Annotated in this window: 20 protein-coding genes; 15 read left to right on the top strand and 5 right to left on the bottom strand. The window is 69.2% G+C overall.

All coding sequences use genetic code 11. The features are described from left to right. The first annotated feature begins 130 nt into the window (after positions 1-130). The 6 genes from DOE79_RS19460 (at position 131) to DOE79_RS19435 (ending at position 4,789) form a co-directional block, all read left to right on the top strand. Positions 131-1,828 carry a sensor histidine kinase gene (locus DOE79_RS19460; RefSeq protein WP_245977026.1) on the top strand — a complete coding sequence of 566 codons (1,698 nt, stop codon included), beginning with the start codon at positions 131-133 and terminating at the stop codon, positions 1,826-1,828. Continuing rightward, positions 1,821-2,561 (top strand): response regulator, encoded by a 741-nt coding sequence (locus tag DOE79_RS19455; protein ID WP_120339910.1) that lies wholly within the window; start codon positions 1,821-1,823, stop codon positions 2,559-2,561. The genes DOE79_RS19460 and DOE79_RS19455 overlap by 8 nt, the downstream gene beginning before the upstream one ends. A gap of 91 nt (positions 2,562-2,652) precedes the next feature. After that, on the top strand, positions 2,653-2,850 hold the full coding sequence (locus DOE79_RS19450; protein ID WP_120339909.1) for a helix-turn-helix transcriptional regulator: 198 nt from the start codon (positions 2,653-2,655) through the stop codon (positions 2,848-2,850). Continuing rightward, on the top strand, positions 2,834-3,235 hold the full coding sequence (locus tag DOE79_RS19445) for a hypothetical protein (RefSeq protein ID WP_120339908.1): 402 nt from the start codon (positions 2,834-2,836) through the stop codon (positions 3,233-3,235). Before DOE79_RS19450 ends, DOE79_RS19445 begins: the two co-directional genes overlap by 17 nt. 82 nt (positions 3,236-3,317) lie before the next feature. After that, complete coding sequence (locus tag DOE79_RS19440) at positions 3,318-4,361, top strand: hypothetical protein (RefSeq protein WP_120339907.1); 1,044 nt, start codon at positions 3,318-3,320, stop codon at positions 4,359-4,361. Next, entirely contained in the window at positions 4,358-4,789 is a 432-nt protein-coding gene (locus DOE79_RS19435) for a GntR family transcriptional regulator (protein ID WP_120339906.1), read from the top strand. Before DOE79_RS19440 ends, DOE79_RS19435 begins: the two co-directional genes overlap by 4 nt. Here the strand turns inward: DOE79_RS19435 and DOE79_RS19430 are convergent. Then, the gene (locus tag DOE79_RS19430; RefSeq protein WP_120339905.1) at positions 4,736-5,422 is read right to left on the bottom strand and encodes a sigma-70 family RNA polymerase sigma factor; all 687 of its coding nucleotides are present in this window, start codon (positions 5,420-5,422) and stop codon (positions 4,736-4,738) included. The genes DOE79_RS19435 and DOE79_RS19430 overlap by 54 nt on opposite strands. A gap of 102 nt (positions 5,423-5,524) precedes the next feature. Here DOE79_RS19430 and DOE79_RS19425 point away from each other — a divergent pair, with 102 nt between their 5' ends. The 6 genes from DOE79_RS19425 to DOE79_RS19400 all read left to right on the top strand — a co-directional run bounded on the left by DOE79_RS19425 (position 5,525) and on the right by DOE79_RS19400 (position 9,979). After that, on the top strand, positions 5,525-5,959 hold the full coding sequence (locus tag DOE79_RS19425) for a MarR family winged helix-turn-helix transcriptional regulator (protein ID WP_120339904.1): 435 nt from the start codon (positions 5,525-5,527) through the stop codon (positions 5,957-5,959). A 36-nt stretch (positions 5,960-5,995) separates the two neighbouring features. Next, positions 5,996-6,889 (top strand): IclR family transcriptional regulator, encoded by an 894-nt coding sequence (locus tag DOE79_RS19420; protein WP_120339903.1) that lies wholly within the window; start codon positions 5,996-5,998, stop codon positions 6,887-6,889. A gap of 167 nt (positions 6,890-7,056) precedes the next feature. Beyond that, positions 7,057-7,764, top strand: coding sequence for a YceI family protein (locus DOE79_RS19415; protein WP_120339902.1), 708 nt, complete (start codon positions 7,057-7,059; stop codon positions 7,762-7,764). A 45-nt stretch (positions 7,765-7,809) separates the two neighbouring features. Beyond that, positions 7,810-8,316, top strand: coding sequence for a sigma-70 family RNA polymerase sigma factor (locus DOE79_RS19410; RefSeq protein WP_120339901.1), 507 nt, complete (start codon positions 7,810-7,812; stop codon positions 8,314-8,316). Continuing rightward, the gene (locus tag DOE79_RS19405) at positions 8,313-9,101 is read left to right on the top strand and encodes an anti-sigma factor family protein (RefSeq protein WP_120339900.1); all 789 of its coding nucleotides are present in this window, start codon (positions 8,313-8,315) and stop codon (positions 9,099-9,101) included. The genes DOE79_RS19410 and DOE79_RS19405 overlap by 4 nt, the downstream gene beginning before the upstream one ends. 23 nt (positions 9,102-9,124) lie before the next feature. Continuing rightward, on the top strand, positions 9,125-9,979 hold the full coding sequence (locus DOE79_RS19400; protein WP_120340448.1) for an NAD(P)H-binding protein: 855 nt from the start codon (positions 9,125-9,127) through the stop codon (positions 9,977-9,979). 20 nt (positions 9,980-9,999) lie between these two features. Here the strand turns inward: DOE79_RS19400 and DOE79_RS19395 are convergent, their stop codons facing one another. Continuing rightward, entirely contained in the window at positions 10,000-10,893 is an 894-nt protein-coding gene (locus tag DOE79_RS19395; RefSeq protein ID WP_120339899.1) for a LysR family transcriptional regulator ArgP, read from the bottom strand. A gap of 69 nt (positions 10,894-10,962) precedes the next feature. Between DOE79_RS19395 and DOE79_RS19390 the strand changes: the two genes are divergently transcribed. Further along, positions 10,963-11,592: a LysE/ArgO family amino acid transporter gene (locus tag DOE79_RS19390; RefSeq protein WP_120339898.1), complete on the top strand. Its 630-nt coding sequence runs from the start codon at positions 10,963-10,965 to the stop codon at positions 11,590-11,592. A 22-nt stretch (positions 11,593-11,614) separates the two neighbouring features. Here DOE79_RS19390 and DOE79_RS19385 read toward each other — a convergent pair whose 3' ends face one another. After that, positions 11,615-11,872, bottom strand: a complete 258-nt coding sequence (locus DOE79_RS19385; protein ID WP_120339897.1) for a helix-turn-helix domain-containing protein — start codon at positions 11,870-11,872, stop codon at positions 11,615-11,617. Further along, entirely contained in the window at positions 11,872-12,342 is a 471-nt protein-coding gene (locus tag DOE79_RS19380; protein ID WP_162942859.1) for a DUF2975 domain-containing protein, read from the bottom strand. The genes DOE79_RS19385 and DOE79_RS19380 overlap by 1 nt, the downstream gene beginning before the upstream one ends. Before the next feature lie 125 nt (positions 12,343-12,467). Here DOE79_RS19380 and DOE79_RS19375 point away from each other — a divergent pair, with 125 nt between their 5' ends. Next, positions 12,468-13,286: a ferritin-like domain-containing protein gene (locus tag DOE79_RS19375; RefSeq protein ID WP_120339895.1), complete on the top strand. Its 819-nt coding sequence runs from the start codon at positions 12,468-12,470 to the stop codon at positions 13,284-13,286. A gap of 17 nt (positions 13,287-13,303) precedes the next feature. Further along, positions 13,304-13,966, top strand: a complete 663-nt coding sequence (locus DOE79_RS19370) for a DUF7002 family protein (RefSeq protein ID WP_120339894.1) — start codon at positions 13,304-13,306, stop codon at positions 13,964-13,966. An 81-nt stretch (positions 13,967-14,047) separates the two neighbouring features. On the opposite strand, the gene DOE79_RS19365 is transcribed toward DOE79_RS19370, so the two are convergent. Continuing rightward, complete coding sequence (locus DOE79_RS19365; RefSeq protein ID WP_120339893.1) at positions 14,048-15,244, bottom strand: glycoside hydrolase family 1 protein; 1,197 nt, start codon at positions 15,242-15,244, stop codon at positions 14,048-14,050. Positions 15,245-15,293: the final 49 nt, after the last annotated feature.

Below are 15,293 nucleotides of genomic sequence, written 5' to 3'. Positions count from 1 at the left end.
GGTGGTACCGGTGTGTCTAGGCTGTACAGGATCCGGCGGGCGGCCCCGACAGCGCTGGTGGTCACGCGGTGGTGAATACACACTGCGGGACCGGGGGCGTACCGTCACTCTTGCGGTCATATTGGTCACGATGACGCGCACGATGGGTTTCACCGGCGAAGGGACGAGTGCACTGATGCACGGTTGGAGCATTGCGCGCCGTCTCTTCCTGGCCCATTTCGTCTTCATCGTGGTGCTCGCGGTGTTCGTGGGGACAGCGTCGTTCGTGGACGCGCGCGACCGCGGGTACACCGAGACGGCTGACCGGATGCTGGCCGTGGCGGCGGCCATCGCGGACAGCCCCCTGGTGGTCACCGCGGCGCAGTCCCCGGATCCGACCGCAGCCCTGCAGGCGTACACCCTCGAGGTCAGCGAGGACGCCTCGGTGGACTTCATCACCATCATGAGCCCGGCGGGTATCCGCTGGACGCATCCGGACGCCGCCGAGATCGGTCGGCCGTACATCGGTGAGACCGCGCCGGCCGCGGCGGGGACGCCGTTCACGGAGGTGACGAGCGGCACCCTCGGGCCGTCGGTGCGCTCCGTCGTGCCGATCATCGAACCGGACGGCCGGGTGGTGGGCATGGTGGCCGCCGGGGTCAAGACCAGCAACCTGCAGATCGCCCTCAACGCCCGCCTGCCGGCCATTCTGGCCCTGGCGCTCGCGCTCCTGGCGGCCGGCTCCCTGGCCACCTGGCTGCTCGGCCGGTACCTGCGCCGGGTCACGCTCGGCTGGGGCCCGGAGGAACTCGCCCAGCTCTTCGTCTACAACGACTCTGTGCTGCACTCGGTGCGGGAGGGCCTCGTGCTGGTCGACCGCAAGGGCGACCTGGTGCTCTACAACGACCAGGCCGCCGAGCTGCTCGGCATCCCGCCGCGCCCCACCTCGCGCACCGCGCCGGCGCCGGCCATCGGCGACCTGCCCTTGCCGCCGAGCCTGGCGGACCTGCTGCGGAGCGGGCGCACCGTGCAGGACGAGATCCATCTCACCGAGACCCGCGTGCTCGTGGTGAGCCAGGAACCGGCCGTGCCCACGCCGAGTCGGGCACGCGCGCGCGCGGCACCCATGGGCACCGTCACCACCATCCGCGACCACACCGATCTGGAGTCGCTGGGCACCGAACTGGCCTCGATGCGCACCCTCTCGGACGCCCTGCGGGCACAGACCCACGAGCACGCCAACAGGCTGCACACCATCGTGTCGCTGATGGAACTCGGCCGCGCCGACGAGGCCCTGGCCTTCGCCACCCGGGACATGGCCGTGAGCCAGCACCTCACCGACGAGATGATCAGCTCGGTCGACGAGCCCGTGATCGGAGCTCTGCTCGTGGGCAAATTCGCCCAGGCCGGCGAGCTGGGCGTGCACCTGAGCGTGGATGCCGCCGGCACCCTCGCGGATTCCGGGTTATCGGTGCACGATCTCGTCACCGTGCTGGGCAATCTGGTGGACAACGCCCTCGACGCCGCGGCCAGTGGGCAGGTTCCACGCCGCGTGGACGTCGCCATCCGCAGCGCACCGGCGGAGACAGGACCATCGGCTCTCGTGATCGAGGTCGCCGACACCGGACACGGCGTCGACGCCGATGAGCTGGACGACGTCTTCAAGCTCGGCTACAGCACTAAAGAACCGGGCACCTACGGTCGAGGCCTAGGTCTCGCCCTCGTCCGGCAGGCGGTGAACCGGCTCGGCGGAACCCTCACCGTGACCCGGCGGGTCGGGGCGGTCTTCACCGTCACCATCCCGCTGCAGGTGCCCGCCGGTACGACGGAGGCCGTGCCGAATGCCTGACGACCCCACCGCACCCACCGGGAGCACTGGTGAGCCCAGGCCGATCCGGGTGCTCATCGTGGAGGACGAACCTCTCACCGCCGAGGCGCACGCGGCGTATCTGCTGCGGCTGCCCGGATTCGAGCTGGCCGGCACCGCGGGAACCGGACAGTCCGCCCTCCGGCAGCTCACCGTGGCAGCGGCGGCCGGCACCCCGGTGGAACTGGTGCTGATGGACATGAACCTGCCCGACCTGCACGGCCTCGATGTGTCGCGGCGGCTTCGCGCGGCCAAGCTGGACTGCGACATCATCGCCATCACAGCGATGCGCGACCTGCAGGTGGTGCGCGGTGCGATCTCCGCGGGGGTGGTGCAGTACCTGATCAAGCCGTTCACCTACGCCACCTTCGCGCAGAAACTCACCACCTACCGTGAGTTCCGCCGCCAACTCGGCGAGCGCTCGCGGGTCACCAGCCAGGCGGATGTCGACCAGGCGTTCAACAGCCTGCGCACCCCCACTCCCGTCACGCTGCCCAAGGGACTGGCCGAGGGCACCCTGGCGAGCGTGACCGAGCTTCTCAAGTCCCGCTCCACGCCGGTATCCGCGACGGAACTCACCGACGCGCTCGGCATCTCCCGGGTGACCGCACGCCGCTACCTCGAACACCTGGCCGACGACGGGTCCGCTCTGCGCTCCCCCCGGTACGGCACCCCGGGGCGGCCCGAGAACGAATACACCTGGCGACGCGACTGATCGCCCTCCGGGGTGACAGCTCGGCCCCAGTTCGGGTCCATGTGACAAGGATGCTTGACACCCGGCGACCGACCCGCGTTGACTCGACATCGTGCGGAGCGATGTACGGGAGTTGAGACTCGCCGCGAATCTGTCGGAGGCGTCGCTGGCGTCGGTGATGGGGGTCTCCCGGCAGACGATCAACGCGATCGAAACCGGGCGCTACGACCCGTCGCTGGGGTTGACCATCCGGTTGGCGCAGTACTTCAGTCGCCCCGTCGAGGAGGTATTCCATGTCGAAGATCGCTGAACGCCTGCCTGTCTCGGTCCCCAACGCCGCGGTGGTCGGCGCCCTCCTCGTTGGCGCCGCCCTCGCCGGACTGCGGTCCAATGGGGTGGGTGCCATCATCCTGGCCGCCGTGGCGATCGGATGGGCTGGGATCGCGGTCTACGCCCGGAGCCGCCACGCGGACGACCGCAGCCGGGTGGGCAATTTCGACCCACGCGACGAACGTGACCGCACGATCGGCAGGAATGGATTCGCGCTCGTCGGTGCCGCGGCACTGATACTGACCGGAGGCGAGATGCTCGTCCGGGTGGTGTTGGGCGACAACGACGGGGTAACCATGGTGCGATTCATGGTCCTCGCTGCGGTCTGGTCGATCGGGGTCGCGAACTCCGCGGAGAAGATCTGATCCACCCGGTCTGCGACTTGTACTCCCGTCTTGTCACAAGTTGTGCTAAACATGTGGCACAACTAAGTGAAATGAGACGCACATGGCATCGAGCATTCTGTCCTCGTTCGGCCCAGTGGAGTTGGTCGCGGCCGCGCTGAGCCTGCCGCTCTTCTCGCTCGTCCTCGCCGCGGTGCTGGTATCCGGCGCCCTGATTGTGACGAGGCTGCGTGGAACGACTGGGAGCCGCACGTCCCCGACCGGGCCGCGCCACCACACGACCCCGACGCGTTACCGGCTCGAACTGCAGGCCCTCGGCGGGGCGTCCGTCCTGGTCATCGCCGTCTACGCCACCGAGAACGTGGTGCGGGGACACCTGCTGAATCTCGCCGATGTCGTCGAGTGGTGGCAGTACGCAACGCCGGTGTTCACCGCGGCCGTAGGCCTTCTCGTTGTGCTGGTTCTTATCGCCGTCCGCGGCACGACCCGCTCAGAGGTCCCCGTGGTCCCGACCGAACGCCGGGTCTGGTCGTCTTTCAGTTCCCGGGCGGCTCTCATCGGCGCCGGCAGCGCGATTGTCGCCCTGCTCGGTACAACCATCGCGGCAGGCCTGGCCTCGTCGGCGGATGACCGAGGTCGATACGTCTACCTGGAGCTCCCGGTGCCCAATACCCAGGTCGAGGCGCTCCACCCCTGGTTCTACGGCTGGTCCTTCGGCGTTCCGGTCCTGGTCTGCCTGACCGTGCTGGTCGTCGTGACCGGAGCCATCCTGCGAGCCAACGCCCATCGCCCCTTCCTGCGTCCCGACACCGTGGGCGCGGAGGGTCGCGCCCGGACCGAGATCGCATCCGGCGTGGCGCGAATCGCCATCGCCGGCGCGCTCCTCGCCCTCGGCGGTGCGTTCCGGTTCATCGGGCGATACGGTTCGATGTCACAAGTCACCGTGTCGGGCGACGGCGGCAGCGAGACGTATGACGTTGTCTGGCAGTACGGCGGCATCGCGTTGGCCACAGGACTGCTGGCTCCTCTGCTCGAGGTCGTGGCCTTCACGCTGCTGCTCGTCGTCGCCGGACGGCTCCTCATCGGGAATTCCTCGGGTCGGCCCACGGCCAGCGCACCCGAACTGCAGGCGGAGACTGTTCGGTGAGCGGCCGCCCTGTCCTCCCGTCGCACGACGACGCTAGTCCGACTCTCGACATCTATCGCCAGTTCCGCGGCCTGATCGCCTCCGGGCAACTCGGCGCAGGGGAACGACTGCCCACTGTGCGTCAGACCGCCAGCGATTTGGGCGTGGCCCCGGGCACCGCGGCCAAGGCCTACAAACTACTTGAACGCGACGGGCTGGTGGTAAGCCGCACGGCAGCAGGCACACGAGTCGCCGAGCAGGCCGCGGTGCTGCCCGCGTCCGTCGTGCGGCGCATCCGCGACCTCGTAACCGAAGCCGAGTCGGCAGGCTCGACCCCGGACGAAGTGATCGACGTCATACGTCTCGTCTGGCTGGCACGAGAGACCAGTGAGCGCTCAGCTCGTGGCCGCGGAGAGACCGAGCCTGAGACCGTGCAGTCCCCGGGTTAGCGAGGTCTTCGCCGTAGCTGCGGGAATCCGCAGGAGCTGGCCCACCTCACCGTGGCTATGACCGTTGTAGTACGCCAGCTTGAGCGCGTGACGCTGCGTTGGTTCGAGGTCTGCGAGAGCGCCGCTCAGAGCAGCGGCGTGCAAAGCAGCGGCGTGCTGCGCAGCATGGGACGGGGCTCCCGGCGCGATCTGAGGGTGGTTGGTCCCTCCTCCGGCGATGGCGTGCCTGCCCGGCGCGCTTCGGAGACCGTGCTCCACGTCGCTCCTGAGATTCTCCACGCACATTCGGTGCGCCGTGGCGATCATCCAGGAGAGCGCCGCGCCCCGACCGGAGTCGAAACGGGCCGCAGAATGCCAGATCTCGAGAAAGATTCGCTCGGTGAGCACCTCTGCCTCCTGAACGTCACGCAGGATCCGCACCACAAGGCCAAGGATGTGCGGTGCCACGTCCTCATACAACCGAGCGAACGCCCCGGCATCACCCTGACTCGCAGCGAGCAGCCACCGCTCCCGCTGCTGTAGGCCACTGGCCTCGACGGGGGCAGTGGCATCCTGTTCCCCGGACACGTCCGTGCGGTGTTCGACGGAGACCCGGGCCTTGTTCGCGGGCAGCTCGGGGGCGGGAGTGGCCATAGTCCTCTTTCAGTCAGCACACCGTCGATATCAACACCCTACACATCTTGTGTACAAGCTACTAGCGCACAAGTTGCTGGGAAAGGTGACAGGATGTGAGCCATGGCCGACCTCCGGACCCCACCACTTTCCGACCAACTCTGCTTCGACCTGTACGCGGCGTCCCGCGCCGTCACCAATGCGTACCGGCCCGTGCTGGCCGACTTGGGTCTGACCTATCCGCAGTACCTGGTGTTGGTCGTCCTCTGGGACGAAGGAACACGCACCGTGCGCGAGCTCGCCGACACCCTGAGGTTGGACCACGGCACGCTCACCCCGCTCCTGCGCCGGATGGAAGGCAACGGGCTGCTCACCCGGCAGCGCAACCGTTCCGATGAGCGCTTCGTCGAGATCGCCCTGACGCCTGCCGGTGACGATCTGCGCAGCCACGCCACCAAGATCCACTGCGACATGACCGCAGCCCTGGGCCTGAATCCCGCAGAATTCAGCGCGCTGCAGGCCACACTGCGCACTCTCACCGAAAGGGTGAGCGCGTAGTCGGAACCAGTCACCATGACAGGGAAGGGTGCGCCAATGGTTGTGCCGCGCGAACACGGTGTGGCGCCCGCGCAGAACGATGTGCCCGCCGCGCGCCACACGCTGGCCATCCTCACCCACCTGGCCGCCCAACGCGGTCCAGTGCCGGCCTCCAGCATCGCCCAGGTGCTCGGGCTGCCCCGGTCCACGGTGTACCGGCTGCTCGGCGTGCTCAGCGAGCTCGGTTTTGTCCTGCACTTTCCCGAGGCCAGGCGGTACGGCATCGGGCTGGCTGCCTTCGAGCTCAGCAGCGGGTTCTCCCGCCAGGAGCCCCTGGCCCGGCTGGGCCGGCCGATCCTCGCGGCCCTGGTCGACAAGATCGGCGAGAGCGCCCACCTGGCCGTGCTGCACGGGCGTGACGTGATCTACCTGGTCGAGGAGCGCGCGCCGAGGCGGCCCGCCCTGGTGACGGATGTGGGCGTGCGGCTGCCGAGTCATCTCACCGCCAGCGGGCGCGCTTTGCTGGCCACGCTGCCCCTCCCCCAGCTCCGGGCGCTCTTCCCCGATCCGTCGGCCTTCGTGCAGCGTTCCGGCGACGGTGTCGAGCATCCGGCGAGCGCCGCGGGATCCGACGGTGCGCCCGGTACTCGGCCCTCCGGCTCCGTGGGCAGCTACCGCGAGTTGAGCCGGCTGCTCAGCCAGGTGCGCGCCCAGGGTTATGCCGCCGAGGACGGTGATGTCACGGCGGGCATCGCTTCCGTCGCCGTGGCAGTGCGTGACCACAGTGGCTGGCCGGCCGCGGGCATCGCCGTGACGTTCTCCCGGTCGAGCGTGCCGCCGGAGCGGTGGCCCGCGCTCGCGGCCGAGGTGGAGCGCTCAGCCGCAGAGCTGGGCCGGCGCATCAATGGGCGAGCCGGCACCATCCGTGATCCTGCAGAGAGGAAAAAGTGAGATTACGAGGACGGAATCGCTCGCTGGATCCTCATTATCGAACTATGTCCTCATAACCGTTCGTCACTTGCGGCAGCAAATTATGGATTCCGGTGAACCTTTCGGTCCGTCACCTCGTTGTTCAGAGTGGATGACCATCATCCGCAACGGAAACGAACGAGGGTGACATGCAGAAGAAGACGAAGATCGGGCTGTGGATTGCGGGCGGAGTCGTCGTTGTCGGCGGTGCCGCCCTGGCATTCGGGCCTGCCGTGTACGCCGACTACGCCAACAGCAACGCCGACGCCGCACCCACCATCGCCGCCGCGACCCCGAACTCGACGGACGCGGCCACCTCCGCCGCGGTGAACGCCGACGACCTCAGCGGAACCTGGAGCATCGGCGCCGACTCCTTCGCCGGCTACCGCGTCGACGAGGTGCTGCAGGGCAAGGACGTGACCGTGACCGGACGCTCGGCCGACGTGACCGGCGACCTCACGGTCGACGCGCTCTCGCTCACCGCCGCCACGATCACCGTGGATGTGGCGAGCATCGCCACCGACGAGAGCGCCAGGGATGCTTATTTCCGCGATACCGCCATGGAGGTCGGCGAATTCCCGACCGCCACGTTCACACTGACCGCGCCGGTCACCCTCCAAGCCCCCGTGGCCGGCGTCCCTCAGACCGTCAGCGCCACCGGGGATCTCACCCTGCACGGCGTGACGACGTCGGTCACCGTCGAGCTGCAGGCCGCACTCACCGACACCGGCGGACAGGTCGTGGGCACCATCCCGATCACGTTCAGCGACTACGGCGTCGAGGCACCCGACCTGGGCTTCGTGTCGGTGGAGGACACCGGATCGATCGAGTTCTCCCTCAACGTCACGCAGAATTAGTCCAGCCGAGTTCATCGTGAGCATCGTGCAGACCGGGAGGCGACCGTGACCGAACCGCAGGCGGCCCTGCTCCGGGCGCTGCACGATGCCCACGGTCCGGCGCTGTTCCGGTACGTGGTGCGCTTGACCGGCGACTACGGCTTCGCCCAGGACGTGGTGCAGGAGGCGCTGCTCCGGGCGTGGAAGCGACCGGCCCTGCTCGACCGGGACGATGAGGCGGCTCGCGCGTGGCTGTTCACCGTCGCCCGCAACCTCGTCATCGACGACAGGCGGAGCGCCCGGCACTCCCGCGAGATCAGCTCCGACGCCCTGCCAGAGACGGCCTCCGCCGACGGCACCGAGGCGATCCTCGATCGCTGGCTGCTGACGGATGCCCTCACGGCGCTCTCCCCCGAACACCGCACGGTGCTCGTGAGCGCCTACTACCTCGGCCGGCCCATCGCCGAGATCGCCCGCCGCGAAGACGTGCCGGAGGGCACCGTCAAGTCCCGGCTGCACTACGCCCTGCGAGCGATGCGGCTCGCCCTACAGGAAAGAGGGGTCACCGAATGACCTCCACCCCCGACCGCTTTCGCGAGTGGGACGCGGCCTACGTGCTCGGCGCGCTGAGCGCCGAGGACCGGCACGACTTCGAGCGCCACCTGCCCACCTGCCCGGCTTGCTCCGCAGCCGTCGCCGAGCTGGCCGGCCTGCCCGGGATCCTCAGCGCCCTGCCGGCGGCCGAGGCCGTGGCCATCGCCGAGGCCGACCCTGCCGACGGGGCCGACGCGGCGAGCGCAACGGCGTCGGTCGAGGCCTCCGACGAGCGTCTGCGCACCGCGCTGCACCAGCCGGGGCTCGTGCGGCGCCTCGCCGGCGCGGCAGTGCGGCGTCGCCGGCGCAACCGCATCCGCCTCGCCCTCACCCTCACCGCTGCCGCCGCGGTCATCGCGCTGGGCGGCGGCGTGCTCGGGGCCACCCTGGCCACCCCGCCGGCGCCGGAAGCGGGATCCGCCGTCCCCACGGTCAGCGCCCCGGCGACCCAGGTCGTGGCCATGGAGCCGCTTGAGCCCAACGCGCTCACGGCCGCCGTCACCATCACCGACACGGAGTGGGGTACCCGGTTCGACTGGTCGTGCGTGTACCTCAACCAGCTCTGGAAAGACAACGGACCGCAGGACTACGACATGGTCATGACCGACCTGAGCGGGGCATCCAGAGTGCTGGCCACCTGGACGGCGACCAGTCCGAGCACCGAGAACCTGGCGGCGTCGACCGACCTGCCCAGCGACCAGATCCAGAGCATCGAGATTCGCGCCAGCCGCAGCGGCACTCCGCTCGCGCACACCGACCTGTGAGGACATCTCCCGTGAACACCACCATGCCAGAACCCCTCCCCACGCTCGCCGTGACCGGTTCCACTGGAGTGCTCGGCGGCATGGTGGCCCACGCCCTGGCCGCCGCCGAAGTGCCGCAACGACTGCTCGCCCGCACTGTGGAGCGGGCCCCGCACCTTCCCCGCAGCGTCGCCCTGCCGTTCTCCTACTCCGACCGTGCCGCTTCCGAGCGAGCGCTCGAGGGAGTGCACACGCTCTTCATGGTGTCGGCCGCCGAAAACGCCGAGCGCCTGGCCCAGCACCTGGCCTTCATCGACTCCGCCCGGGCCGCAGGGGTGCGCCACATCGTCTACACCTCGTTCGTCGCCGCGGCTCCGGATGCCACGTTCACGCTGGCCAGGGACCACTACGCCACCGAGGAGTACATCCGGTCGTCGGGGATCGACTACACATTCCTGCGCGACAGCCTCTACCTCGACTTCATGCCCGCGCTGGTCGGCGCGGACGGCGTCATCCGCGGGCCGGCCGGAGCCGGTCGGGTGGCCGCCGTCGCACGCGCCGACGTGGCCCGCACGGCCGTGACGGTACTGAACGACGTCACCGCGCACCGCACTGCCACCTACGACCTCACCGGGCCGGAGGCGCTGACCATGGCAGAGGTGGCGGCGATCCTCTCCGCGGCAGGCCCGTCGTCGTCAGCAACCGTGCGGTACCACGACGAGACCGTGCCGGAGGCCTACGAGTCCCGTCGGCCGTGGGGCGCTCCGGACTGGCAGGTGGACGCCTGGGTGTCGACCTACACCGCCATCGCCACCGGGGAGATGAGCGAGGTCAGCGGCGCCATCGAAACGATCACCGGCGTCGCACCGATGAGCCTCACCCGACTGCTCGCCGGCTGAACCGGTCACGGCCGCGGGGCTCAGAGAGCGAACAAGTCCCGGCGCGCCGCCGCCTGCACCGCCGCCGACACGGCGTCGAGCAGGGGTGAGGAGAGGTTCCAGCGCTGCCAGTACAGCGGCACGTCCACCGGATGCTCCGCCGCGAGTTCCACGAGCGATCCGTCGGCGATCTCCGCCAGGCACTGCTGCTCGGGGAGCACGCCCCAGCCCAGGCCCAGGAGAACCGCCCGCGCGAAGTCGTTGGAGGCGGGGATGACATGCCGGGGCGCCTGGCCGGGCCGGCCCGCGCGGGCGCGGAGGAAGGCATCCTGCAGGTCGTCGTTGCGGTCGAAGGTGACCACGGGCGCCACCGAGAGCCCGGCCAGGCCGTCCGGGAGCCGGCGGGCGATGAAGACCGGTGTGGCCACGGCGCGGTACCGCATCCGGCCGAGCGGTTCGGTGACGCAGCCCTGGATGGTCTCGCGGCTGGAGGTGACCGCGGCCATGACCGCGCCGGAGCGGAGCAGCGACAGCGTGTGCTCCTGATCCTCCCGATGCAGGTCGAAGGCCACGTCGAGGTCGTCGGCGACCCCGGCGAGGGCTCCGAGGAACCAGGTCGCCAGGCTGTCGGCGTTCACGGCGAGTGACACCCGCACGGCCTGCCCGGCCGGCCCGGCGTCCCGCAGCGCCCGCACGGTATCGGCCTCGAGCAGCTCCACCTGGCGGGCGTAGCGCAGCACAAGGGCACCGGCATCGGTGAGCGCCACCGGGGTCGTGCGCTGCACGAGGACCCGGCCGCAGGACTGCTCCATGGCCTTGACCCGTTGCGACACTGCCGATGCGGTGATGTGCAGGCTCCGTGCCGCCTTGTCGAAGGTGCCCTCTTCGATGAGGGCCAGGAGGGTGCCGAGCTGGTCGAGGGAGAAACGTTGCATAAGTTGAGCTTATGCATCATGAGAAACAGTAGCTGGACTGAATCCCGTGATGTTCGTAGCCTAGATCCCATGACCCCCTCCACCACGCTCCTGCCTGCTCTGCTGGGCCTGGTGACGGGACTCTCCCTCATCATCGCGATCGGCGCCCAGAACGCGTTCGTGCTGCGGCTCGGCATTGAGGGGCGCAACCGGGTCATCGCCCCGGTCGTCATCATCTGCGCCCTGTCCGACGCGGCGCTCATTCTGGCCGGAGTGCTCGGCATGGGCGCTCTCGTGCAGGCGGCACCGGTGGCCATGGTTGTGGTGCGGATGCTCGGGGCGGCCTTCCTGGTGGTCTACGGCCTGTGGGCCGCGCGACGGGCCCTCCGCCCCGGCACCCTGGTGGTGACGGGCGCCTCGGGCGGCACCGGGATGCGGGTGGCCGTCGGCACGGTGCTCGCCCTGACCTGGCTCAACCCGCACGTGTACCTCGACACGGTGCTGTTCCTCGGCTCCGTCGCATCCCAGCAGGGCCCGGCCGAGCGCTGGTGGTGGGTGGGCGGCGCCATGCTGGCGAGCGTGCTGTGGTTCACCGCGCTGGGCTTCGGGGCGCGGCTTCTGCGGCCGATCTTCGCCCGGCCCGGCGCGTGGCGGGTGCTCGACGGCGCCATCGCGGTGGTCATGCTCGCCCTCGGCATGCGGTTGGCCCTGGATCTCTGAGCGGCACTCGGCCTGCGGTGGGTCAGTCCTCGCCGATCTTGTCGTCCGCCGGCTCGTCCGATTCAAGCACAGCCGAGTCGGGGACGTAGGTCAGAATGTCTCCGGGCTGGCAGCCCAGCACCGAACAGATGGCGTCGAGGGTGGAGAACCGCACGGCCTTGGCCCGACCGTTCTTGAGGATCGACACGTTGGCCACCGCGAGCCCGATGGCCGCCGCGAGGTCGGTCACCGACATTTTCTTCTTCGCCAGCTCCACATCGAGGTTGATCACGATACCCATCAAATGACCTCGGCGAGCTCGCTGCGCAAGCCGATGGCAGCGTGCAACAGTCGCCGCATCACCACGACGAGCAAGGCGAGGGCGGCACTCACCCCGCAGGCGGCGGCGGCCAGGAGTGCCAGTCCCCAGGCGCCGGGCACGGCGGCCTGCACGACCAGGGCGACCGCTCCCCCGGCCGAGACCACCGCTGCCACCAGCAGAGCGCCGATGGCGATGTCGACCCACCGGTCGGCGGGCCCGCGGTCGTCGAAGAGCGTTTCCTGGCGGATCATCGCCACGAGCATCCAGACACTGACCAGAACCGCCTCGACGCAGAGGGCGCCCGCAACGATGAGGGTGACGACACTGACCACCAGAGCAGCATCTGCCATGGTGCCTGCGATGAGTCCCGAGGCGGCCTGGGCGGCCAGCGCGCCGGCGAACAACACGATCAAGAGTGCGCGGAGCGCGCCGAGTACCCACCGAGACATATGCCCCTCCATATCGAATAACGTGCATTTCGTATCGTTATTCGATACGTTAACCCACGTCAGGTTACAGCAATCGCGTTCCCACGGCCACTGAGCCGGTGGAATCGCCTCCCCGAGGAGTTCACATGAATCAGAACGAGACACCGTCCAGCCAGGGTTTCGACGCCTGGATCCGCTACTTCGAGGCCAATCTCGCCCGGCATGACCGGCTCGACGCGCTGATCCCGTGGGATTCGGTCTCCACCCTCCCCGCGCCGCACATCGCCGCGATCGCCCGGTCCCTGCAACGCTTCGAGCTGGGCGAGAGCGGCGATGGAACCGGCCTGCTGTCGAAGGCGCGCCGACGCCACGATCGCGAGTACGACGCGGCGCTGCGACTCTTCGTGGCCGAGGAGCAGAAGCACTCGGCCCTCTTCGGGGCCACCCTGTCGCGGTTCGGCGCCGAACGACTGACGGCGCACTGGTCCGACGGCATCTTCGTCGTGCTCCGCCGCATGATGGGCCTGCGCACCGAGATTGCTCTGTTCCTCATCGTCGAGACCGTGGCGATGGAGTACTTCGTCGCGCTGAAGCACTGTGCCGACCCGGTGGTGCAGGGGGTGGCGCGGCGCATCCTCACCGACGAGGTGGAGCACGTGCGGTTTCAGATCGATCAGCTTCGGCTGGGCTTCGCGTCCGTTCCGCGCCCGGCGCGGGTGTTGGCCGCGTCGCTGGCCTGGGTGCTCGCGGTCGGCACCGCGACGGCGCTGGCTATCGACCACGGCCCCGCCATGCGCGTCTGCGGCCTCCACCCGGTGACATTCTGGCATCGGGCCCTGCGGCACTTCGGGCGGGCACTGCCGCTCGCGTTCCGGCTGAACCGCGATCAGACGCCCTTCGGCCCGAGCATGCAGCCCAGTGCCGAGCGTCTGGGCCGGGTGGGACGGGTGCCGGCGCGGGCGTAGGCGGGTACGCTTGCCCCGTGCTCTCCAAGGACCTGATCCGCCTCTACCCCGAGCTGTACCACGTGGCAGCGGATGGGGCGTGGCCGTCCATCGAGCGGCACGGACTGCTGAGCACCAGCGCGCTGGTCACCCGCTGGGGCGTGCGGCAGGGGGCACCGCAGGCCGCCATTCTCGCCAAGCGGCGCGGCGAGTCGATCGAGCTGGAGCATCCGGACTACGGCACCGCGGTCATCCGGCACCAGAAGGCGATCCACGAATCGTCGCTCGCTTCGGCGCTCGAGGACCTCACGCCGAGCGAGTGGTACACGATTCTCAACGACCGGGTGTTCTTCTTCCTGCAGAAGCGGCGGCTCGAGGAACTCCTGGCCGCGCGGTCCTACCGGGATGACGCCCACACCGTGCTCACCGTCGACACCCGCAGCCTGGTGAACGCCCATGAGGACGACATCGAGCTCACGACGGTGAACACGGGTTTTGCGCAGCGCTTCAGCGCCGAGTCACGCGGGCGGGACAGCTTCCGGTCGATCGAGGACTTCGTGCATCCCACCCGGGCGCACGCGTCCACGAAGGTGGTGGATGTGGCCGAGCTGGCGGTGTACCGCGGGGTGCGGGACATCCGGGAGCACGTGAAGCGGGTCGAGCGGATGCGCGACGGCACGGTGCTCGAACGCTTCGTCTAGCCGCACCCACGCTGGTCGAGCCTGTCGCGACCCCGCACCCGGTCTCGACACGCTCGACCAACGCGTGGCCGGCGCAGACGGCTAGGCCGCGGGGACGACCGAGGACTCCAGGCCGTTGCGGCGAGCGACCTCGCCGAGCCAGCTCGCGCTGGGCTTGGGGGTGCGCGCGAACGTCTGCTTGTCCCAGGCGATCAGGCCGAAGGTGGGCGTGAAACCCGAGGCCCACTCGTAATTGTCCAGCGCCGACCAGTGCAGGTAGCCGAGCAGGTCGATGCCGTCCTCGATGCAGGCGTGCAGGCCCTCGAGGGCACCCTGGGTGTAGGCGATCCGGCGGCTGTCGTCCGCGGTGGCGATTCCGTTCTCGGTGACCATGACGGGCACGTGGTCGGTGAGTTCCCACGCGGCACGCACGCCGATGCCGGCGGCCGGCGGGAAGAACTCCCACCCGGTGAGGGTGGTCTCCACGTTCTTGGCGACCGGGCGGGGGCCCTCCGGACCGATGAAGGTGCGTGTGTACGCCTGCACGCCCACGAAGTCGTCACCCTTCACGTTCTCGAGGTACCAGTCCTCGCGCGGGTGCCCGTACTCGACGAGCTTCTCGGCCGCGCCTTCCTCGTCCACGGCCACGAAGGCCTGGGTGGCGACGGTCCAGCCGGTCTTGAGCCCGCTCACCTGCGAGAGCACCTCGCGGGAGCGCTGGTGTGAGAGCAACAACGCGTCCGCCACCTGCAGGTCGGGATCGGGCAGCCCGTGCGCCACCAGGTTGGCGGCGTCTTCTCCGCCGGCGAGCATGGCGGCGATGTTGGGCTCGTTGATGGTGCACACGTAGTTGACGCCCTCGGCCACGACGGGCAGGGCGAGCTCGGTGTAGCGGGCGAACAGGTCGGCGGCGTCCTTCGCGCGCCAGAACCCGTCGTTCTCGAACCAGCGCGGCACCGTGAAGTGCATCAGGGTCACGATCGGCTGGATGCCGAATTCGTGGCAGGTGTCGACCATACGGCGGTAGTGGTCCACGGCCGACCGGGAGGTGAAGCCGCGCTCGGGCTCGATGCGGGCCCACTCGATGCTGAACCGGTAGGAGTCCAGGCCCAGGTCGGCGAGCAGTTTGATGTCTTCGCGGTAGCGGTGGAAGCTGTCGGCGGCGTCACCGGAGGGTTCGACCATGGTCGTGCCCTCGGCGTGTTCCTTGGGCCACCAGTTGCTGTTGACGTTGTTGCCCTCGATCTGGTGGGCGGCCGTGGCGGCGCCCCACAGGAAGCCTTGGGGGAAAGTGAGCATGGAAGGATCTCCTTGGGTTGCGGTCGTGCTGTGTTCGTAAACGCGGTGT

The organism is Cryobacterium soli (assembly GCF_003611035.1).
Taxonomy (GTDB): Bacteria; Actinomycetota; Actinomycetes; order Actinomycetales; family Microbacteriaceae; genus Cryobacterium; species Cryobacterium soli.
The sequence above is the reverse complement of the archived record's forward strand: the minus strand, read 5'-3'. Positions and strand labels throughout refer to the sequence as shown.